The organism is Mesorhizobium sp. W050 (assembly GCF_054719535.1).
The window spans coordinates 5755507-5774562 of the sequence record NZ_JBTTIH010000001.1 but is presented as its reverse complement, the minus strand read 5'-3'; the positions used below and the strand labels follow the sequence as shown (position 1 = coordinate 5774562).

Annotated in this window: 19 protein-coding genes; 10 read left to right on the top strand and 9 right to left on the bottom strand. The window is 64.0% G+C overall.

The genetic code is table 11. The features are described 5' to 3' along the window. Positions 1 to 20 precede the first annotated feature (20 nt). Complete coding sequence (locus ACYG9Y_RS27905; RefSeq protein WP_023706263.1) at positions 21 to 1085, top strand: alpha/beta fold hydrolase; 1065 nt, start codon at positions 21 to 23, stop codon at positions 1083 to 1085. A 7-nt stretch (positions 1086 to 1092) separates the two neighbouring features. Continuing rightward, the gene (locus tag ACYG9Y_RS27900; protein WP_023733031.1) at positions 1093 to 1557 is read left to right on the top strand and encodes a hypothetical protein; all 465 of its coding nucleotides are present in this window, start codon (positions 1093 to 1095) and stop codon (positions 1555 to 1557) included. Positions 1558 to 1565: 8 nt separating this feature from the next. Here ACYG9Y_RS27900 and pyk read toward each other — a convergent pair whose 3' ends face one another. Then, positions 1566 to 3011 carry a pyruvate kinase gene (gene pyk, locus ACYG9Y_RS27895; protein WP_023673117.1) on the bottom strand — a complete coding sequence of 482 codons (1446 nt, stop codon included), beginning with the start codon at positions 3009 to 3011 and terminating at the stop codon, positions 1566 to 1568. After that, entirely contained in the window at positions 3008 to 3496 is a 489-nt protein-coding gene (locus tag ACYG9Y_RS27890) for a DUF1036 domain-containing protein (protein ID WP_023673118.1), read from the bottom strand. The genes pyk and ACYG9Y_RS27890 overlap by 4 nt, the downstream gene beginning before the upstream one ends. A gap of 246 nt (positions 3497 to 3742) precedes the next feature. On the opposite strand from ACYG9Y_RS27890, the gene ACYG9Y_RS27885 reads away from it, so the two are divergent. The 3 genes from ACYG9Y_RS27885 to ACYG9Y_RS27875 all read left to right on the top strand — a co-directional run bounded on the left by ACYG9Y_RS27885 (position 3743) and on the right by ACYG9Y_RS27875 (position 6194). Next, positions 3743 to 4540 carry an N-formylglutamate amidohydrolase gene (locus ACYG9Y_RS27885; RefSeq protein ID WP_023706261.1) on the top strand — a complete coding sequence of 266 codons (798 nt, stop codon included), beginning with the start codon at positions 3743 to 3745 and terminating at the stop codon, positions 4538 to 4540. Between the two features lie 12 nt (positions 4541 to 4552). Next, entirely contained in the window at positions 4553 to 4861 is a 309-nt protein-coding gene (locus tag ACYG9Y_RS27880; RefSeq protein ID WP_023690051.1) for a DUF1244 domain-containing protein, read from the top strand. A 157-nt stretch (positions 4862 to 5018) separates the two neighbouring features. After that, complete coding sequence (locus ACYG9Y_RS27875; RefSeq protein ID WP_023737359.1) at positions 5019 to 6194, top strand: MFS transporter; 1176 nt, start codon at positions 5019 to 5021, stop codon at positions 6192 to 6194. On the opposite strand, the gene ACYG9Y_RS27870 is transcribed toward ACYG9Y_RS27875, so the two are convergent. Further along, positions 6158 to 7066, bottom strand: coding sequence for a LysR family transcriptional regulator (locus ACYG9Y_RS27870; protein ID WP_023737358.1), 909 nt, complete (start codon positions 7064 to 7066; stop codon positions 6158 to 6160). The genes ACYG9Y_RS27875 and ACYG9Y_RS27870 overlap by 37 nt on opposite strands. 94 nt (positions 7067 to 7160) lie before the next feature. On the opposite strand from ACYG9Y_RS27870, the gene ACYG9Y_RS27865 reads away from it, so the two are divergent. The 5 genes from ACYG9Y_RS27865 (at position 7161) to ACYG9Y_RS27845 (ending at position 12169) form a co-directional block, all read left to right on the top strand. Continuing rightward, the gene (locus ACYG9Y_RS27865) at positions 7161 to 8117 is read left to right on the top strand and encodes an SDR family oxidoreductase (RefSeq protein ID WP_023737357.1); all 957 of its coding nucleotides are present in this window, start codon (positions 7161 to 7163) and stop codon (positions 8115 to 8117) included. Positions 8118 to 8295: 178 nt separating this feature from the next. Next, the gene (locus ACYG9Y_RS27860; protein ID WP_023693632.1) at positions 8296 to 9156 is read left to right on the top strand and encodes an FAD binding domain-containing protein; all 861 of its coding nucleotides are present in this window, start codon (positions 8296 to 8298) and stop codon (positions 9154 to 9156) included. After that, positions 9156 to 9638 (top strand): (2Fe-2S)-binding protein, encoded by a 483-nt coding sequence (locus ACYG9Y_RS27855; protein ID WP_023684040.1) that lies wholly within the window; start codon positions 9156 to 9158, stop codon positions 9636 to 9638. The genes ACYG9Y_RS27860 and ACYG9Y_RS27855 overlap by 1 nt, the downstream gene beginning before the upstream one ends. Continuing rightward, on the top strand, positions 9635 to 11899 hold the full coding sequence (locus tag ACYG9Y_RS27850) for a xanthine dehydrogenase family protein molybdopterin-binding subunit (protein ID WP_023737356.1): 2265 nt from the start codon (positions 9635 to 9637) through the stop codon (positions 11897 to 11899). The genes ACYG9Y_RS27855 and ACYG9Y_RS27850 overlap by 4 nt, the downstream gene beginning before the upstream one ends. Before the next feature lie 24 nt (positions 11900 to 11923). Then, positions 11924 to 12169, top strand: a complete 246-nt coding sequence (locus tag ACYG9Y_RS27845) for a MoaD/ThiS family protein (RefSeq protein WP_023684042.1) — start codon at positions 11924 to 11926, stop codon at positions 12167 to 12169. Between the two features lie 276 nt (positions 12170 to 12445). On the opposite strand, the gene ACYG9Y_RS27840 is transcribed toward ACYG9Y_RS27845, so the two are convergent. The 6 genes from ACYG9Y_RS27840 to ACYG9Y_RS27815 all read right to left on the bottom strand — a co-directional run bounded on the left by ACYG9Y_RS27840 (position 12446) and on the right by ACYG9Y_RS27815 (position 19006). Further along, positions 12446 to 13288 carry a DUF3618 domain-containing protein gene (locus ACYG9Y_RS27840; protein ID WP_023715052.1) on the bottom strand — a complete coding sequence of 281 codons (843 nt, stop codon included), beginning with the start codon at positions 13286 to 13288 and terminating at the stop codon, positions 12446 to 12448. Then, positions 13285 to 13677 carry a phage holin family protein gene (locus ACYG9Y_RS27835; RefSeq protein WP_023693628.1) on the bottom strand — a complete coding sequence of 131 codons (393 nt, stop codon included), beginning with the start codon at positions 13675 to 13677 and terminating at the stop codon, positions 13285 to 13287. The genes ACYG9Y_RS27840 and ACYG9Y_RS27835 overlap by 4 nt, the downstream gene beginning before the upstream one ends. Further along, complete coding sequence (locus ACYG9Y_RS27830; RefSeq protein ID WP_023696785.1) at positions 13674 to 14282, bottom strand: hypothetical protein; 609 nt, start codon at positions 14280 to 14282, stop codon at positions 13674 to 13676. The genes ACYG9Y_RS27835 and ACYG9Y_RS27830 overlap by 4 nt, the downstream gene beginning before the upstream one ends. 534 nt (positions 14283 to 14816) lie before the next feature. After that, positions 14817 to 15233, bottom strand: coding sequence for a DOPA 4,5-dioxygenase family protein (locus tag ACYG9Y_RS27825; protein WP_245260353.1), 417 nt, complete (start codon positions 15231 to 15233; stop codon positions 14817 to 14819). 348 nt (positions 15234 to 15581) lie between these two features. Continuing rightward, positions 15582 to 15740: a DUF3309 family protein gene (locus ACYG9Y_RS27820; protein WP_023702789.1), complete on the bottom strand. Its 159-nt coding sequence runs from the start codon at positions 15738 to 15740 to the stop codon at positions 15582 to 15584. Positions 15741 to 15835: 95 nt separating this feature from the next. Further along, complete coding sequence (locus ACYG9Y_RS27815) at positions 15836 to 19006, bottom strand: efflux RND transporter permease subunit (RefSeq protein ID WP_023737354.1); 3171 nt, start codon at positions 19004 to 19006, stop codon at positions 15836 to 15838. Between the last annotated feature and the right edge of the window lie 50 nt (positions 19007 to 19056).

Sequence of the window (19056 nt, the reverse complement as noted above, 5' to 3'; positions counted from 1 at the left end):
CCACCCCCGTATCTCCGCGCATGAACCTCATTTACGCCGCCTGTGCTTTGCTCCTCGCGCTCGTCTTTGCCCTGGCCGGTGTCACCCGCGCCGGCACGTGGCTGATCGAGTGGCGGAACCCGCCGGCCGGCGAATTTGCCGACATCGACGCCACCCGCATCCACTATGTCCACGTACCGGCGCCTCAAAATGCCGAGCTGCCGGCGATCGTCTTCATCCATGGCGCCAGCGCCAACCTCAGGGATCAGATGCTGCCGATCAGGCCTTTGCTCGAAGGCCGCGCCGAGATGGTCTTCCTCGACCGGCCGGGCTTCGGCTGGTCGGCGCGCGGCCCCGGCAATGAGAGCCCGTCGGGGCAGGCCGACACCATCGCCAGGCTGATGGACCGTCTCGGCATCCACAAGGCGATCATCGTCGGCCATTCGTTTGGCGGCGTGATCACCGCCGCCTTTGGCCGCGAACACCCGGAGAAGACGCTCGGGCTGGTCTTTCTGTCGCCGGTCAGCCACCCCTGGCCGGGCGGCGCGACCGCCTGGTACTACAAGCTGACCGCCACCCCCATCATCGGCTGGCTGTTCTCGGAGACATTGACCTATCCGGCAGGCACGCTGCAGATGGACGGCGCCACGGCCTGCGTGTTTTCTCCCAACAAGGTGCCGGAAGGCTATGTCGGCAATGCCTCGATTCCGCTGGTGCTGCGTCCCGGCGCTTTCCGCGCCAACGCCATCGATGTCGCCGGCCTCTACGACTATACGCTGAAGGCCGCGCCGCATTACCGCGACATCACAGCGCCGACCATCGTCATCTCGGGCGACCGCGACAAGGTGGTCTATGCCTCGATCCATTCGGTCGGCCTGGTCAGGGACATCCCCGGCGCCGAACTGATCTGGGTCCACAATCTCGGCCACAAGCCGGATTGGATCGCCTCCGACCTCGTCGTCGGCGCGATCGAGAAAGTCGCCGGCAAGGTCGTCGACCTGCAGGCAATGGCAAAAACCGTGGAAGCACGCATCGCCGGCGATGCGTACAACGATGCACAGTGCCCCGACATTACGGTGCCCGACGCGCAACTCGCCCCGACGTGACGGCCGCATGTATGTCCTGAAGTACGGAATCAAGAAAAACCCCGAAGCGTTCTGGGCGCTACCGGATAGCATCTTCTTCGGCTACGGCGCCTGCCACATCCTTGCGGGCACCTTCCTCAGCCATCCTCCCCTGGACGGATTCTGCGGCGAACGGATCATTCCGGGCGAGGATTTCTACGGCAACCATATCTACATGACGAACGGCGTGATCGCCTTCGACTATCACGGCTATTCCAGCCGAGAGCGGCTTCTGCAGCACCACGGCAGGGGATGGGCTTCGCATAGCGCAGGCTGGCACTGCACGCTGGAAAGGGTCGATTTCGACCTGCTCGACACCGCCGACCTCAACCGGCGAAAGATGCGCGGCCCGGATCAGTATCTCTATGACCCAATCCCTCGCGCACACCGCTTCCTTCAGCGTATCGATCACGCCGAAGGTGCGGCAAGAGCGCTGCGAACTGTGATGAGTTGAAGCCTCTGTCAACCTATGTTGCGGGTGGCCTGCACGTCCGACCCGACATAGGCGATGCGCAGCATGTTGGTCGAACCCGGCGTCCTCAGCGGCACGCCCGCCGTGATGATGACGCGGTCGCCCGGCTGACCGAACCCCTCTTCGAAAGCGATGCGGCAGGCGCGGTCGACCATGTCGTCGAGGTCGCTGGCGTCGGGCGAGACGACGCAATGCGTGCCCCACAAGAGCGACAGCCGCCGCGCCGTGTTGAGGATCGGCGACAGCGCGATGATCGGCACTTGCGGCCGCTCGCGCGCGGCGCGCAGGCCCGTGGTGCCCGACGCCGTATAGGTTATGATCGCCGACAGTTTCAGAGTCTCGGCAATCTCGCGGGCGGCGAGCGAAATGGCGTCGGCGCCGGTTGCTTCCGGTTCCGAGCGCTGCGCGTTGATGATGCCGGCATAGGTCGGGTCGGTTTCGACCTTGGTGGCGATGCGGTTCATCATCGCCACCGCCTCGACCGGATAGGCGCCGGCAGCGGATTCGGCTGAAAGCATGATGGCGTCGGCGCCCTCGAACACGGCGATCGACACGTCGGACACCTCGGCGCGGGTCGGCACCGGCGCGGTGATCATCGATTCCAGCATCTGCGTGGCGACCACCACCGGCTTGCCGGCGCGGCGCGCGGCGCGCGTGATCTGCTTCTGGATGCCGGGCACCGCTTCCAGCGGCATTTCCACACCGAGATCGCCGCGGGCGACCATCAGCGCGTCGGAGAGTTCGATGATTTCGGCCAGCCGGGCGACGGCCTGCGGCTTTTCAATCTTGGCCATGATCAGTGCCCGGCCGCGCGCGATCTTGCGGGCTTCCGCCAAATCCTCCGGCCGCTGCACGAAGGACAGCGCCACCCAGTCGACGCTTTCCGCCAGCACCGCATCGAGGTCCTTGCGGTCCTTTTCGGTCAGCGCACCGACCGGCAGGTCGGTGTCGGGCAGGCTGACGCCCTTCTTGTCGGAAATGGTGGTGCCGGCGACGACGGTGCAGGTGATAGACTTGCCGTCGCTCTTCACCGCCCTGAGCTCCAGCTTGCCGTCATCGATCAACAGACGGTGGCCGGCCTCGACCGAGCTCAGGATTTCGGGATGCGGCAGGTAGACCCGGGTCGACGTGCCGGGCTCGGGATTGTTGTCGAGGGTGAAGGTCTGGCCCGGCGTCAGAACCTCCTTGCCGTTGGCGAACTTGCCGACGCGCAGCTTCGGTCCCTGCAAATCGGCCAGGATGCCGATCGGACGGCCAACTTTCTCCTCGACCGCGCGGATGCGGCCGACCAGCGTGCGCATCAACTCGTGATCGGTGTGGCTCATATTGATGCGGAAGACATCGGCGCCGGCTTCGAACAGCTTCTGCAGCATCTCCTCGGACGAGGAGGCAGGACCGATGGTGGCGAGGATCTTGACCTTGCGGCTACGTCTCATTGACTGTTTGTTCCCGGGGCGGCTGGAGCGCCTCCCGTTGTGGACTCATCGGTCAGCTGGACCATCCAGCTTGCCTGCTCGCCCGTGTCATATTCCTGGAATCCGGCGCGCTGGAAGCCCCGAGCGACGCAATCGGTAACGCCTGCGATCTTGAACTCTTTTTCAGCCACGCACATGTTGATCGGGCCATCCCAGCGCCCGCCGCGCTCGGCGTCTTCTGCATAAAGATAGTAAAACCTCGATGACAGCGGACCTTCGATCAGCGTCTTGCAGCTCGATCCTTCGATGTGCCACCACCCCTCGGTGATCCAGCCTGCCTTGGCGCGGTAGCCGATGCCGACGCCGACCAGGTTCTGCGTGGCGTTGCAGACGCGGAAATCGGCGCGGGCGGGCGAAGCCGCGACCAGCGCGGTGAGCCCTAGCGTCAGGGTCAGGAGCGGCACGGCAAAGGCGGTGCGCGCACGCGGCCTGCCGGCGGAACCCATCCCGAAACCCCTCAATAACGTCATCTGCATCTCTCAACGCCCCTTTTCGGAAAAGTCCGGGCGCATGTCAACGCGCCGTTCTGTCCAATTCCAATCGATTTAGAAAGGCCCCCGACACGCGATCTGCCGCGCGTCACGGGATTTTCGCAGAAACCGTGGCCAAACAACGGCATTGCGCAACAGTCCTCTTCGTGGGAATGACGATACCACCCTCCCCGGAAGCCAGCGAACAGACCTTTCCAGCCAATGACCCGATCCACAGTTTTCGCGCCTTTCGATATTGTCGAAGGCGACCGCAAGCGAGGCATCGTGCTTGTCGCCGACCATGCCCGCCGCGACCTGCCGGAGGAGTATGGCAGTCTAGGCCTGCCGGCGGCGGAACTCGATCGCCATATCGCCTACGACATCGGTGTCGAGACGGTGACGCGCGAACTTGCCGCAGCGCTCGACGTGCCGGCGGTGATCGCCAATTTTTCGCGGCTGCTGATCGATCCCAATCGCGGCGAGGACGACCCGACGCTGATCCGCCAGCTCTATGACGGCACCGTCGTGCCGGGAAACTATCCCATGGCACCGGCCGAACGCGAAAGGCGGCTCGACGGCTTCTACCGGCCTTATCAGGACGCGGTCGGCGCCATGATCGCGTCGGTGGCGCACGCCTCAGGCAAAGCGCCGTTCATCTTCTCCGTACACTCCTTCACCCCTGTCATGCAGGGCTTCATCCGCCCTTGGCATGTCGGCATATTGTGGGACCTCGACGACCGCGTGGCGCGGCCGCTGATCGACATGCTGGCGCAGGATAAAAACCTCGTCGTCGGCGACAATGAACCTTATGACGGCGCGTTGCGTGGCGACACCATGTTCAAGCACGCCATCGTCAACGGCTTTGCCCATGCGCTGATCGAGATTCGCCAGGACCTGATATCAGACAGCAAGGGGGCGCTGGCCTGGGCGCAACGGCTGGCGCCGATCGTTGACGCCATCGACCGCCGTCCCGATATACATCAGGTGAAGATGTTCGGCTCGCGCACCGGGCCGCTGTGAGGATCCAAGGCAATGACCGAACTCAGCGATGACCAGAAACGCGATTTCGAGGCCGCGGCCTTCCGCCGGCTGGTCGAGCATCTGCGCGAGCGCAGCGATGTGCAAAACATCGACCTGATGAACCTCGCCGGCTTCTGCCGCAACTGCCTGTCGAACTGGTACCGCGAAGCGGCCGAGGCTGAGGGCGTCGATCTCGGCAAGGACCAGTCGCGCGAAATCGTCTACGGCATGCCCTATGCGCAATGGCAGGCGCTGAACCAGACCGAGGCTTCGGACGCCAAGAAGGCGGAATTCGAGGCGAGGCGGCCGAGGGATCATTGACGATTGGCTAGGCCCTACGCGACTTCGTCATCCTAGGGTGGAGCAGTCGCGAAGCGACGTCGCGGAAACCGTAGGATGACGAAGAGAAAGGCGCTTGACGAGAAATTGAATCGATCTAATTTGCCGCGCAAAGCCATTCCTTGACCGGATTCGGGCCATGAACGCGCAAGACACCATGCAGAGCGCCCTTCAGGGGCGATGGGCCGTAGCCGCGATCTTCCTCGCCAACGGCTTCCTGACCGGCAGCTGGGCGCCGCAGATTCCGGTGTTCCTGACCCGGCTCGACATCTCGAAATTCACCCTCGGTCTGCTGATCCTTCTGTTCGGCGTCGGCGCGGTCGCGGCCATGAGCTGGTGCGGCCATCTGATCTCCAGGCATGGCTCGCGCGCCGTGTTGCGCTGGTTCGGCCTGTGCGGCAGCCTCGGCCTGCTGATCGTGGCGCTGGCGCCCAACGTGCCGCTGGCGGCGATCGCCATGATCATCTTCGGCGGCTCGATCGGCGGCATGGATGTCGCCATGAACGCCAATGCCGTGGTGGTCGAGCGCCGGCTCTCCCGCGCCATCATGTCGTCGTCGCACGGCTTCTGGAGCCTCGGCGGTTTCGCCGGCGGCGGTCTGGGCGGTTACGCCATCCAGACTTACGGCCACCTCGCCCATGCGGCTGTCGTCACGGTCATAGCCTTTGCCGTCATAGCCGTGGCGGTCGGCTACCTCATCGCCGAGGACAAGCCGCAGGCGGCCGAGCATCACAGATTTACGCTGCCGGCCAATCCGCTGGTCTATCTGGTCGGGCTGATGGCGCTGCTGACGATGATTTCCGAGGGCGCCGTGCTCGACTGGGCAGCGCTTTATCTCAGGCAAGAACTCGGCGCCGACCTCGCCATCGCCGGCCTTGCCTACGCCGCCTTCTCCGGCGTCATGGCTGTCATGCGCTTTTTCGGCGACGGCGTGCGCAACCGCTTCGGCGCGGTGGCGACGCTGCGCGGCTCGGCTGTGGTCGCCGCCGCCGGCATGCTGGTCGCCGGCCTGTCGCCTTCGCCCTGGATCGCCATCGCGGCTTTTGCCCTCTGCGGCTTCGGCATCGCCAACATGGTGCCGATCATCTTCTCGGCCGGCGGCAATCAGGAAGGCATCTCGTCGGGCACCGGCATGAGCGTCGTCACCACCATGGGCTATTCCGGTATATTGGTGGCGCCGTCGGCGATCGGCTTCGTTGCCGAGCGTTCGAGCTTCGGCCCGATTTTCGTCGCCATGTCGGCGCTGCTGATCGTCGTGCTGTTGATGGCCGGGCTCGCTCACCGCGCCGAATTCGCGGCCGCCCCCGCCGAATAGCGCTTCAGCTCCTCGTAGAGGAAATCCGCGACGCGGCGGATGCGCACGCTGGTGCGCACGTCGCGATGCATGGCCAGCCACACCGGCAGGCTGGGCAGTGGCAGGCCGGGCAGCAGTTTCTCCAGCGACGGGTCGCTGTCCGCCAGCGGCTCCTGGCCAAGACCGACGCCGTTTCCCGCCCGCAGCGCTTCCCACAGAACGATCTGGTTGTCGGTCCTGAAGCGGAAACTGCTTCGGGTGACCGGGATGCCGGCCTGGGTAAAGCCCCGGATCATCTCGTCGCTGCGGTCGAAGCCGATCAGCGGATGGTCGAGAAGATCGGCGGGCTTGAGCGGGCGTCCGTGCCTGTCGAGATAGGATTTCGCCGCGCAGCAGCAGAGCTTGATATCGCAGACCTTGCGCGCCGTCAGCTCGTTCTGCGCCGGCTTGACCATGCGGATGGCGATATCGGCATCCCTTCGCAGCAGGTTCTCGACCTGGTTCGAGGCGACGATCTCGACCTCGATGCCGGGTTCCTCGATGCCGAGCCGCGCCGTCATCCTCGGCAGCACATAGGCCGCCACCACCTCGCTGGCGGCAATACGCACCGTGCCTTCGATCGCCTCGACCGAGCCCAATGCCAATAGCGAAAACGCGCTCGCCTGCTCGCTCACCGCTCTGCCGCGTTCGAACAGCGTGGCGCCTGCTTCCGTCAGAGCATAGCCGCGCCGCCCGCGCCGGAACAGCGTGACGCCCAACGCCTGTTCGAGCTCACCGATGTGACGCCCGAGCGTCGGCTGGCTAGCCGAGAGCTTTCGCGCCGCGGCCGACAGGCTGCCGGTCTCCGCCACGGTGACGAAACTCTTGATCAGGTTCCAGTCGATGTCTTCCATTCATTTATGAATAACAAATCTGCATCCATAGTCAATTTTCATTCGCGTATGAACGCATCATATTCGCCGTGCAAACACAGACACGGAGAAGAAAATGAACAAGATCGCAATTCTGGGCGCCAATGGCCGGCTCGGCCGCGTGGTTGGCAAGGCCTTCATCGACGCCGGTTTCGACGTCCGCGCCGTCACCCGCAGCGGCAAGGTCCCAGCCGAACTAAAGGGCGCCACCGCCGTCGCCGGCAATGCGCTCGACCGCGAGGCGCTGATCCGCGCCACGCAAGGCGTCGACATCATCTTCAACGGCCTCAACCCGATCTACACCGACTGGGGCAAGTGTCTGCCGATGGCGGCGAACGTCATGGCCGCCTGCCATGCCAATGGCGCGCTGCATCTTTTCCCCGGCACTGTCTACAATTACGGCTCGCCGATGCCTCAACTCGTCACCGAAGACACGCCGTTCCGCCCAACGACCGAGAAGGGCCGCATCCGCTGCGCCATGGAAGCGCTGTTTCGCCGCGAGGCCGATGCCGGCCGCGTCCGCACCATCATCCTGCGCGCCGGCGATTTCTTCGGCGGCACCGGCAGCGGATCATGGTTCGACCTCGTCGTCGCCGCCAAGATGAGCAAGGGCGTCTACACCGCGCCTGGCCCTGCCAACCTCGTGCACGAATGGGCCTATTTGCCGGACTTCGGCATCGGCTTCGTCGGCCTGGCGCGTAATCAGGGCAAGCTCGGCTTCTTTGAGGCGCTCAACTTCCCCGGCCACGCCGTCACCGACATGGACATAAAGGCCGCGGCCGAGAAAGCGTTGGGACGTCCGCTGAAACTGACCTTCATGCCTTGGTGGGTGCTGCGCGCCGGCAGCCCGTTCGTGGCGATGTGGCGCGAGATCGTCTCGATGTCCTATCTGCGCTTCGAACCGCACCGGCTCGTGTCCGACCGGCTGGAAGGCATCATCGGCGAAGTCCCGCACACCCCGCTGGACGAGGCCGTGGCCGAGGCCTTGAAGGACATCGGCATCAGCCTCGACCGTGCAAAAGACGCCGCTTAAATGCATGTCGCCCAGAAGTGAGCGCGGTTCTGGGACAACGACATGCATCAAAACAAAGACTTTAGACAAAAATCTCTCTCGCGGTGCTGGCCCAATCGCTGGAAATCAGCAACCGGATGGTCATTATGAGGAGACTGTTTATAACGGTCGGCGAGATCACCATCACCAAGGGGAGACGATGCGTTACATACGTCCGCTTTCAATCGAAGACGCCGTTGGCCTGCTGGCCGACGCTTCCGGCACATCAGCCATTCTCGCTGGAGGCAGTGACCTCCTCGTTCGGATGAAGGGCGGGTTTGTCGATCCCGACCTGATCGTCGACATCAAGGCGATCGAGGGCTTGAGCGAGATCAGGGAGACGGCCGACGGCTTCAGCATCGGCGCCACCGTCCCCTGCGCCGTCCTGGGCGAGAGCTCGGTTCTGAAGAAGGCCTGGCCCGGTGTCGTCGAAGCGTCGAAGCTGATCGGCTCGAAACAGGTCCAGGGCCGCTGCACCATCGTTGGCAATCTGTGCAACGCCTCGCCGGCCGCCGACAGCGTCCCGGCCTTGGTGGCCGCCGCCGCAAAGGCCGTGGTTGCCGGTCCCTCGGGCAAGCGCACCATTCCGGTCGAGGCTGTGCCGATCGGGCCTGGCAAGACCTCGCTCACCAAGGGTGAGATCGTCGAGGCGATCCTGCTCGACAAGCGCGCGCCGCGTTCGGGCGACGCCTATCTCAGATTCATTCCGCGCACCGAGATGGACATCGCGGTGGTGAGCGCCGGCGTGAACCTGACGCTCGACGAGCATGGCGTCATAACAGCCGCCCGCGTCGCGCTGGGCGCCGCGGCCCCGACCGTGCTTCTGGTGGAAGAAGCAGCCGAGGCTCTCATCGGCAGGAAGCTGGATGAGGCGGCACTTGAGCGGCTCGCCAAGATCTGCGCTGGGGCCTGCCGCCCCATCGACGACAAGCGCGGCACCATCGAGTTCAGACGAAAAGTTGCGGGCGTGCTGGCCGGACGGGCCGCGACGACCGCCTACGCACGCGCAGGAGGCAAATGATGGCCGGTGTAGCAGTATCAACGACAATCAACGGCGATCACGTCGAATACCTTTGCCAGCCCGACGAGACGTTGCTCGACGTCCTGCGCGATCGGCTCGGCCTGACCGGCGCCAAGGAAGGCTGCGGCACCGGCGACTGCGGCGCCTGCTCGATCATCCTCGACAACCGGCTGGTCTGCTCGTGCCTGGTGCTCGGCGCTGAAGCCGAAGGCCGGCATATCGAAACCGTCGAGGGCATGGCGCATGGCGATCAGTTGCATCCGCTGCAGCAGAAATTCCTCGAGCATGCGGCCCTGCAATGCGGCATCTGCACGCCGGGCTTCCTCATCGCGGCCAAGGATCTTCTGGCCAAGAACCCCGATCCTACCGAGGAAGAAATCCGCTTCGGCCTCGCCGGCAACCTCTGCCGCTGCACCGGCTACGACAAGATCGTGCGCGCGGTCCAGGATGCGGCCAATGTGATGAAGGGAGCGCACGCATGAACTTCGATCCACGCTTTTCGGGCCGCAAATTCTCATCCGTCGGCACCCGCCCCATCCGCCCAGACGGCATCGACAAGGTGACGGGACGCGCCCGCTACGGCGCCGACTTCAACATGGCGGGACAACTGGTCGGGCGTGTCCTGCGCAGTCCGCATGCGCATGCCAGGATCCTCAAGATCGACACCTCGAAAGCGGAAAAGCTCGCCGGCGTGAAAGCGGTGATCACCGCCGCCGACCTGCCCGATCTCACCGATGGCGATGCCGCCATGTATGACGTCCTCGACAATTGCATGGCGCGCGGCAAGGCGCTCTATGACGGCCATGCGGTGGCCGCGGTCGCCGCCGTCGATGCCCGCACTGCCAGGCAGGCGCTGAAGCTCATCGAGGTCGAATACGAGCTGTTGCCGCATGTCACCGATGTCGACGAGGCGATGAAGCACACCGCGCCGTTGATCAACGACACCATCTTCACCGAGGGGCTCGAGGAAAAGCCGGTAAAGCCGTCCAACGTCACCAAGCGCAGCCAGTTTGGCCATGGCGATGTCCATCAGGGCTTTGGCCACGCCGATGTCATCGTCGAGCGTTCCTTCAAGACCGAGCAGACGCATCAGGGCTATATCGAGCCGCATGCCTGCGTGGCGAGCGTCTCGTCCGACGGCACCGCCGACCTCTGGGTCTGCACGCAGGGCCATTTCGTCTACCGCCAGCATTGTGCGCAACTGCTCGGGCTGGAAGCCTCGAAGCTGCGCGTCACCTCGTCGGAAATCGGCGGCGGCTTCGGCGGCAAGACCCATGTCTGGGCCGAGCCGGTGGCGCTGGCGCTGTCGCGCAAGGCCGGCCGTCCGGTGAAGCTGGTGATGACCCGCGACGAGGTGTTCCGCGCCTCGGGTCCGACCAGCGCCACCTCGATCGACGTCAAGATCGGCGCCCGCAAGGATGGCACCATCACTGCCGCCGAAGCGACGCTGCGCTACACCAGCGGCCCCTATGCCGGCGCCTGGGCCGAGATCGGCGCCATGACGGCCTTCGCCTGCTACAAGCTCGATAACGTCCAGACGGTCGGCTTCGAAGTGCTGGTCAACCGGCCGAAGACCGCCGCCTATCGCGCACCCTCGGCACCCATGGCTGCGTTCGCGGTGGAAAGCGCCGTCGACGAGCTGGCCAAGGAGCTTGGAATGGATCCGGTCGAGTTCCGGATCAAGAACGCCGCCCAGGAAGGCACCCGCTCTTCCTACGGCCCGGTCTACGGCCCGATCGGCATCGGCCCGACGCTGGAGGCGGCCAAGCACCATCCGCACATGAAGGCGCCGCTGGGCAAGAACCAGGGCCGCGGCATGGCATGCGGCTTCTGGTTCAACTTCGGTGGCCAGACCTGCGTGGACCTGAACATCGGCATGGACGGCTCGGTGTCGCTGGCCGTCGGAACGGTTGATGTAGGCGGCTCGCGTGCGTCGCTGTCGCTAGTGGCGGCGGAGGAGCTCGGCATCGACTATGCCCAGCTCAAGGCGGTGGTCGCCGACACGTCCTCGCTCGGCTACAACGACATGACCGATGGGAGCCGCGGCACCTTCTCGTCGTCGATGGCGACCATCTCGGCCGCCCGCAACGCCATCAAGATCCTGCGTGAGCGCGCCGCCCAGACGTGGGACATCCCCGTCGACGACGTGGTCTGGGAAAACGGCCACGCCATCGCCAAGGGCGAGAAGTACGGCAATCTTGCAGCCCTGTCGCTGAAGGAGATCGCCGCCGCTTCCGGCAAGACCGGCGGGCCGATCGCCGGCCACAGCGAACTCGTCGCCGACGGCGCCGGCGTCTCCTTCGCCACCCATATATGCGACATCGAGGTCGACCCCGATACCGGCTCGACCAGGGTGATCCGCTACACGGTGATCCAGGATGCCGGCAAGGCGGTGCACCCCACCTATGTCGAGGGCCAGTACCAGGGCGGTGCGGCGCAAGGCATCGGCTGGGCGCTCAACGAGGAGTACATCTACGGAAAGGATGGGCGTCTCCAGAACGCCGGCTTCCTCGACTACCGCATCCCGGTCTGCTCGGACCTGCCGATGATCGACACGCAGATCCTCGAGATACCCAATCCCAACCACCCCTATGGCGTGCGCGGCGTCGGCGAAACCTCGATCGTGCCGCCGCTGGCGGCGATCGCCAATGCCGTCTCCAACGCAGCCGGCGTGCGCATGACCCACATCCCGATGTCGCCGCCAAGGGTCCTCGCCGCGATCGAGGCGGAACGGGGAGGCTAGGGCAAAAATGAGGTTCTTGCCCTAATGGTCGAAGTGACGCTCTGGGGCGCGCTGGGCCAGCTCGCCGGCGGCCAGAGCAAGGTCGAGGTCGAGGCCAAGGACATCAGGGAGCTGTTCAGGAAACTGGCTGAACAGTATCCCGGCATCGAGCCCTGGATCGAGAAGGGCATCGCGGTGGCGATCGACGGGACGATTTATCGCGATACGTGGTCGAAGGAACTGCCGCCGGGGGCGGAGATTTTTCTGCTGCCGCGGCTGGCTGGGGGGTGAAGTGGGGTGTCGCCCTACGTCCCAGAGCGGACCGGCATCCTCGGTCTGCGAACTTCAAGTGCAATGTCGGTCCTCGCCTAGATGCCAGTTTTGCTGACCGCGTCTTATCGGCGGCGGGTTGGCCAACAATCCAGAGAACCTGATCCGCTGGATTACTATCGGCAAGGGACATCAGTCCGCACACGGCTCTGAAGTGACTCGAGCGGGTCACCGTTTGACGGACAACACCGGCCCCTTTCTGGAGAGGCCGGCTATCGTTGATCCAGGATCATCAAGCTAGGTTTGGCGCTGAGACGTATCGGAAATTCGTTCGCGCACGGCATGCTCGGTCTTGTCTGCTGTGGACTTCACGATCTCGCCGAGCTGATCGGCTATCGTGTCTGCTTCCATATCTTGCCGGCCAGCTTCCTGCTTGATGGTCTCATAGGCTTCGGCGGCGACCTGCTTGGCCTCATCGAGGCCCCTATTGAGCAAAGTTTCGGCGGAATCGCGAAGCTTGTCGCCATAGGCGCCTAGTTGCTCGTCCTCCGTTGCGGTATGGGGCAGCATTGCACCTATAGCGGCGCCGATGGCGAGACCGACGGCCGCTACGGCCAAGGGTTGGTCCTCCAACAGATCTTGCGCGGAGCGGCTGGCTTTCGCCGCCATGTCCCCAGTCGTCGAGCTTGCATTGGCAGCGCTTCCCGTCAGACCCGCCGCAGCGGCTCTTGCGGTGCTCGATATGGTGTCGCCGACGCTGGTAGCGCTCGAGGAGAGCGATTCCGCGGCGTCGGAGAGCGTGCCGCCCAAGCCGCCGCGCTCCCCTGCTACATCATGTCGTCCCGGCGCTGAAGGCAATGGATAGCCAGCCGAACGGTGGGCGGTGTTTGAGGCACCGCTGCCGAACATCAGCCAGGCCAGACCTGCGCCCACCATGGTGACCGGCAAAGGATTGTCTCGGACCTGCGTTCTGAGATTGCTGAGCATGGCCGCGCTCTCCCCTCCCGAGAACAGCCCGGTGAACTCATCCAGCAATTGTCCCGGCGTCATCTTGCCTCGAATGGATTCGGCGGTCTCCATCACCCGGGCGCGCGCCGCCTCGGCCTCGCGTTCAAGTTCGGCTGCGGATTTCTCTTTCATCTCACCTGTTCCTTAATCGCGCTCGCGTCGCGCTTCAGCTGTCCCTGGGTCCGGTCGGGGGTAAGTTCCGAAGGCGCCATGCTGGCCGTCCCGGTCCGCAGCAGGATGACGCCGAGGACCGCCACGACCACACCGACCAGCAGGGAAGACCACCCCGCGCCAAGCCCTGCCCGCGTCAGTGCGATAATGAGCGCCTGCAGCAACACCAAGAGCGCGGCGAGCAGGCAAATCGCGCCGCCCAGCACTTCCGCGGCACCTGCTCCGGCTTTGGTAAGCTTTTCAGAGAGCTCGGCCCGAAACAGCCTCGCCTCGGTTTGCACCAGAGTGGTTACATTCTGGGCCAAATCGGTGACTAGCCCGGCAAGGCTGGGATTGTCCTGGTTGTTCATCTGTCCTGCTCCGCGATCTGCGTGGCGCCATCATCGCCGACCACGCCAAAATCTTGTGGACGATCAGCGGACCAACCCTGTGGCTGATCGGTGTGTGATCTGAGGCCTCCCGGAGCGGCCTCAGAATCGGGCGTTGCCGGCGGAGAAGCCTTGATGAACCGCCCGAGAGCCAATCCGGCCAACACCGATCCCGCAAGCAGGACACCGGGATTTTGCCGGCCGAAGGACTGCACGTCATCAAGGACTTGGCTAAAGGGCTTCTGTTTCAAGGACGATGAAAGCCGCTCAAGGCCACTGGCAGCATCCAAAGCGAATTTCGATGCGTTCCTTTCATCGTTGCTGGCAAGGTGATCGCTGGCCGCTCGCAGTGCACCACCCAACGCCGCCAAGCTCGATCCGATGTCGCGCTGCGCCTCCTCCGCCTTGTCGGAGATGACCTGCGTGGCTTCAGATGCATAGTCGCCAGCCTTACGGGTCACCTCGTCCCGCGCGTCGTGAAGCAACTCGCTGGCACGCTCATTTTCCTGGCGAAGTCTGTCGGAGACGTCGCTTTTCGCCTTGTCGAAATCGGTGGGCTGTCCGCCCTGATCGTTCTCATGCTGCATGAGGCCACCTAGTGAAAACCGAGGAAGGAGAGGACCGCGAGCACGACAACGATAAGGCCGATAAGATAGATGACACTGTTCATGTGCACGTCCTCCGTAGCTTTCCAACTTCGACGAACCTGCGATGTTCCGTAAGTGAGAGCATTTATCTCAGCCGAAACGAAGGGCTTCGTCAGGCACGCACCCAGTCACCAGTGAGTTGCCCTGTCCCTCGTGCGGAGCGCCAGTTGCTCCCGTACGAACCGGTGCGCCCGACTCCGCGGGAACCGAGTGCCGGCTGCGTCCTTATTGCAATCTTTTGCCTATTCGGCGGCCCCGCCTCGGCGTACCGGCGACCAGGGAGAACTCTCCCTTGCCATCCATCGACGGTCCATCGCTCCAACGGCCCCACGCTGGTTCGGCATCTTCGACGAAGCAATGATGAAGGCATAGGATACGGCTTGAGGCGTAAAGCGGCCGGTCATGCATGCCTGAACTGGGCTATTGGTGAACGCGTCTCCATGGGCCAAGTCTCTACTTTGCAGAACGCCCTCCCTAAGCCCCCAGGGTCGGTTCCGTATTCACCTCCAGCGCCTCTTCCGCTTCATCCTCTTCTCCCAGCACCTCGCCATGCACCCCCAGCGGCCGCCCGATCCAGATCGGATCGACCAGATGGTCGCGCTTGGGGTTGGTGGTGTTGGGGTGGATGAGGATGCTCAGGCCGCCATGGTTAAGCATCAGCCAGGGGACCAGCGTGGCGAAGATCTCGGTGGCGAAGGAGACCTGGTACATGGCCTGTTCGTGCGGGCCGACCGGCTCGTCGCGCCAGTTGCCCAGGCGCACGCGGAAGCGTTCGCCGATGCGCAGGCGCAGCCATTCGGCCTGCTGCCGTTCGGCTTGCCCGACATAGTAGATGTGGGCGTGATAGCTGGCGATCTCGGCGAGCGGCCTGGGCGGGCTGGCGGTGTTCACCTTGATGGCTCCCTCGGTGATTGTCGTGCCGGCAGCGTATACGCAAGGGTGCGGGGTGGCCAAGGGGGCACAGCGTGTGCTCGTCATCTCGATTTCGGGCCAATCGCATATGGAGCTCCCCCGCTCCGTCTCGGCTTCGCCCAGCCACCTCTACCCCCACATTCGTGGGGGAGAGGAAATGCTAATCGCCAAGATCGCTGCCTTGAAAAGCTTGGCATTTCCTCTCCCCCATGGACATGGGGAGAGGTGGCCGCGCAGCGGCCGGAGTGGGGGTTGGCACCGCCGTATGCCTATTGCCAGCACTTCATCGGGCGAGGACCCGCTGATCGCAGAGGTCTCCTGCCCCGATCAAACCCTGCCCATCAGCACCAGGATCAGCAGCACCACAAGCACAACGCCGACTATTCCGGACGGCCCATAACCCCAGGAGCGCGAATGCGGCCAGGCCGGTACGGCGCCGATCAGGATCAGGATCAGAACTATGATGAGAATGGTGCTGACGGTCATAAGAGTCCCTCGCTTTGCTCTTCAGATGCGAGGGGACAATGCAAAAGGCCGCCCGGTTGTTCCGGGCGGCCTTTTGTCCGACTGGTCGAATGCAGCTATTCCGCGGCTTTCGGGAAGGCGATTGCCGGCTCATCGAGCGGACCCGGCTTCGGCCCCGTGGACGCATCCCGTTTCTTGTCGCGGCCGAACAGCCGGCGGAAGAAGGCATAGAAGCGGCTGTTCTTGCTGCGCGTGAAGATCATCAGCATGGACGGCGTCACCACCAGCGTCAGCAGCGTGGCAAAGGACAGGCCGAAGACGATCGCCGAGGACAACGAAATCCACCATTGCGTCGACGGCGCGTTGATCGTCGTCTCGTGATGGAAGATTTCGAGGCCGAGACCAAAGGCGATCGGCAGAACGCCGAGGATGGCCGAGACCGCCGTCAGCACCACCGGGCGGGCGCGCTCGCGGCAGGTCTGCAGCACCGCTTCCATCTTGTCCCAGCCTTCTTCGCGCAGCCGGTCATAGGTGTCGATGAGCACGATGTTGTTGTTCACCACCACACCGGCCAGCGCGATGACGCCGATGCCCGACATGACGATGCCGAAGGCTTCGCCTGTCAGCAGCAGCCCCAGGAACACGCCGATCGTCGCCATGACCACGCAGGACAGCACCAGCAGCACGCTGGTGAACTTGTTGAACTGCATTAGCAGCACCAGGAAGATCAGGAAGATCGCGGCGCCAAAAGCCTTGCCGAGGAAGGCGCTGGCTTCGGCGCTGTCCTCGTTCGACCCCGCCAGCTTCCAGCGTATGCCGTTGTCGAGCTTCATGTCGGTGACCGCCTTGGTCACCTCCGCCTGCACCGCCGCAACCTGGTTACCGGCGGCGACGTTGGCCTGGACGACCACGGTGCGGGCGCCATCGATGCGGTTGAGGATGCCGACGGTCGGCTCCGGCTTGCGCACGACGAAGTTCGAGATCGGCACCGAGCCTTGCGCGGTCTGCACCCGGAGTTCGTCGAGCGTCGACAGCGTGCGCCGGTCTTCGGGCAGGCGCAGCCTGATGTCGACGGCATCGTCGGCGCCGGCCGGCCGGTATTCCGACAGCTTCAACCCATTGGTCACCAATTGCACCACCGTGCCGACGGCCGTCGGGCTGATGCCATACTGCGCCGCCTTGGCGCGGTCGACCTCGAGCGCCCAGTCGACGCCGGGCGGCGGCAGGCCGTCCGACACGTCGATGACGCCGGGCACCTTGGCGATGCGCGCCGCAACCGCGCGGGCCTGGTCGTCGAGCCCTTTGGGATCGATGGCCGAAAGCCGGAGCTGGACCGCCTTGCCCGTCGGAGGACCGGCCTCCGGCACGCGCACCTCGACATCGACGCCGGGAATGCCGGCCATGACGGTGCGCAGCTCATCCAGGATATTGTTCGCCGATTTGCGCTCGCGCCAGTCGATGAACTCATACTGGATGACGCCGACGACGTCCTCCGGCACGTCCTGTCCGCCGCCCTGCGTCTTGCCGACGCGGGTATAGACCGATTTGACGCCAGGCCAGCCAAGCAGCCGGTTTTCGGCGATCCTGGTCGCCGTGTCCATTTCGGCCAGGGAGAGATTGCCGCGGGCATGCACATAGAGCAGGCCGTAATCGGGCTCGACGCTGGGGAAGAACTCGACGCCGGCGCCATATTTCGAATAGGCGAAGCCGACGCCGGTGAGCAGCACGGCGGTGAGCACCAGCACGGTGATGGGGAAGCGCACCGCCTGCTTGACCAGCGCCATGTACCAGCCGTCGCGATTTTGTTCCTCGTGATGCTCCGGCGCCTTGGCGAAAAGCGCGCCCAGCGTCGGCGCGAACACCAGCGCATAAAGCATCGAGGCCGACAGCGTGACGATCAGCGTGATCGGCATGTATTTCATGAAGTCGCCGATGATGCCGGGCCAGAACAGCAGCGGCGAAAACGCCGCGATGCGGGTCATGGTCGCGGCGATGACCGGACCGGCCATGCGCTTGGCGGCCAGCGTGAAGGCTTCCGCCTTCGGCATGCCTTCGCCCATGCGCCGTTCGGCGAACTCGGTGACGATGATGGCGTCGTCGACCAGCATGCCGACCGCCAGGATAAGGCTGAACAGCACGATCATGTTGATGGTGTAGCCCATCATCGCCAAGAGCAGGATGCCGATCAGGAACGATGACGGAATGGCAAGCCCGATCAGCAGCGAGGCGCGGCCCGACAGCGCATAGAGGATGACGATGAACACCAGGATGACGGCGATCATCACGTGGTTCTGCAGATCGCCCAGAAGCTGGTTGACGAAGACCGACTTGTCCTGCGTGTAGGTGATGTTCATGCCTTCCGGCATGGTCTTGACATAGGCGTCGGACACTTCCCGCACCTTGGCCAGCGTGTCGATCAGATTGGCGCCGATGCGCTTCTTGACTTCGATGGCGATGGCCGGCTTACCGTTGAGGCGGGTGATGGTCTCGGCGTCGGCGAAGGTCGAACGCACCGTGGCGATGTCCTTCGCCTGCACGACGGCATTGGGGCCGGCGACCACCGGCAAGGACGCGACATCCTCGGGTGTCTCGATCAGCGACGGCACCTTGACCGCGTATTTGCCTTCCGAACCCTCGATGTTGCCGGCGGCGACCAGGCTGTTGGAAGCGCCGACCGCGCCGATCAACTGGTCGAGCTGCAGGCCGTAGGAGGACAGCTTCATCGGGTCGATGACGACTTCGACAAGATCGTCGCGCGCGCCTTGTATGGTGCCCTCAAGAACGCCCGGTACTTCCTCGATGCGGTCGCGCAGTTCGCGCGCCGCCGCCGTAAGCACACGCTCGGGCACATCGCCGGACAGCGTGACGACCAGGACGGGAAACTCGGAAATGTTGACCTCGGTAACAACCGGTTCTTCTGCCGCTTGGGGCAGGTCAGCCTTCGCGTCCTGAACCTTCGAGCGTGTATCTGTCACCGCGGTGTCGACTTTTATAGACGGCAGAAACTCAAGGAAGACAAAGGCGCCGCCCTGATAGGCGGATGATTTCATCTCCTTTAACCCCTTAAGGCTCTTAAGCTTTGCCTCCAGCGGCCTAAGCAGAAGTCTTTCAGCGTCTTCGGGCGCGATGCCTTGATAGGCGACATTTATATAAACATAAGGGGTAGGAACGTCGGGTTCCGCTTCCTTCGGCGTCGACTGATAGGCGACCCAGCCCGCCAGCAGCAGGAAGACCAGCACCGCAATGGTCAGCCGGGCATTGTTGATCGCGAGTTTGACGATATCCATGGCCTGTTCTCAAAATTTCAGGAGCCGCATTGCGGCCGGTTGCCCCCGTC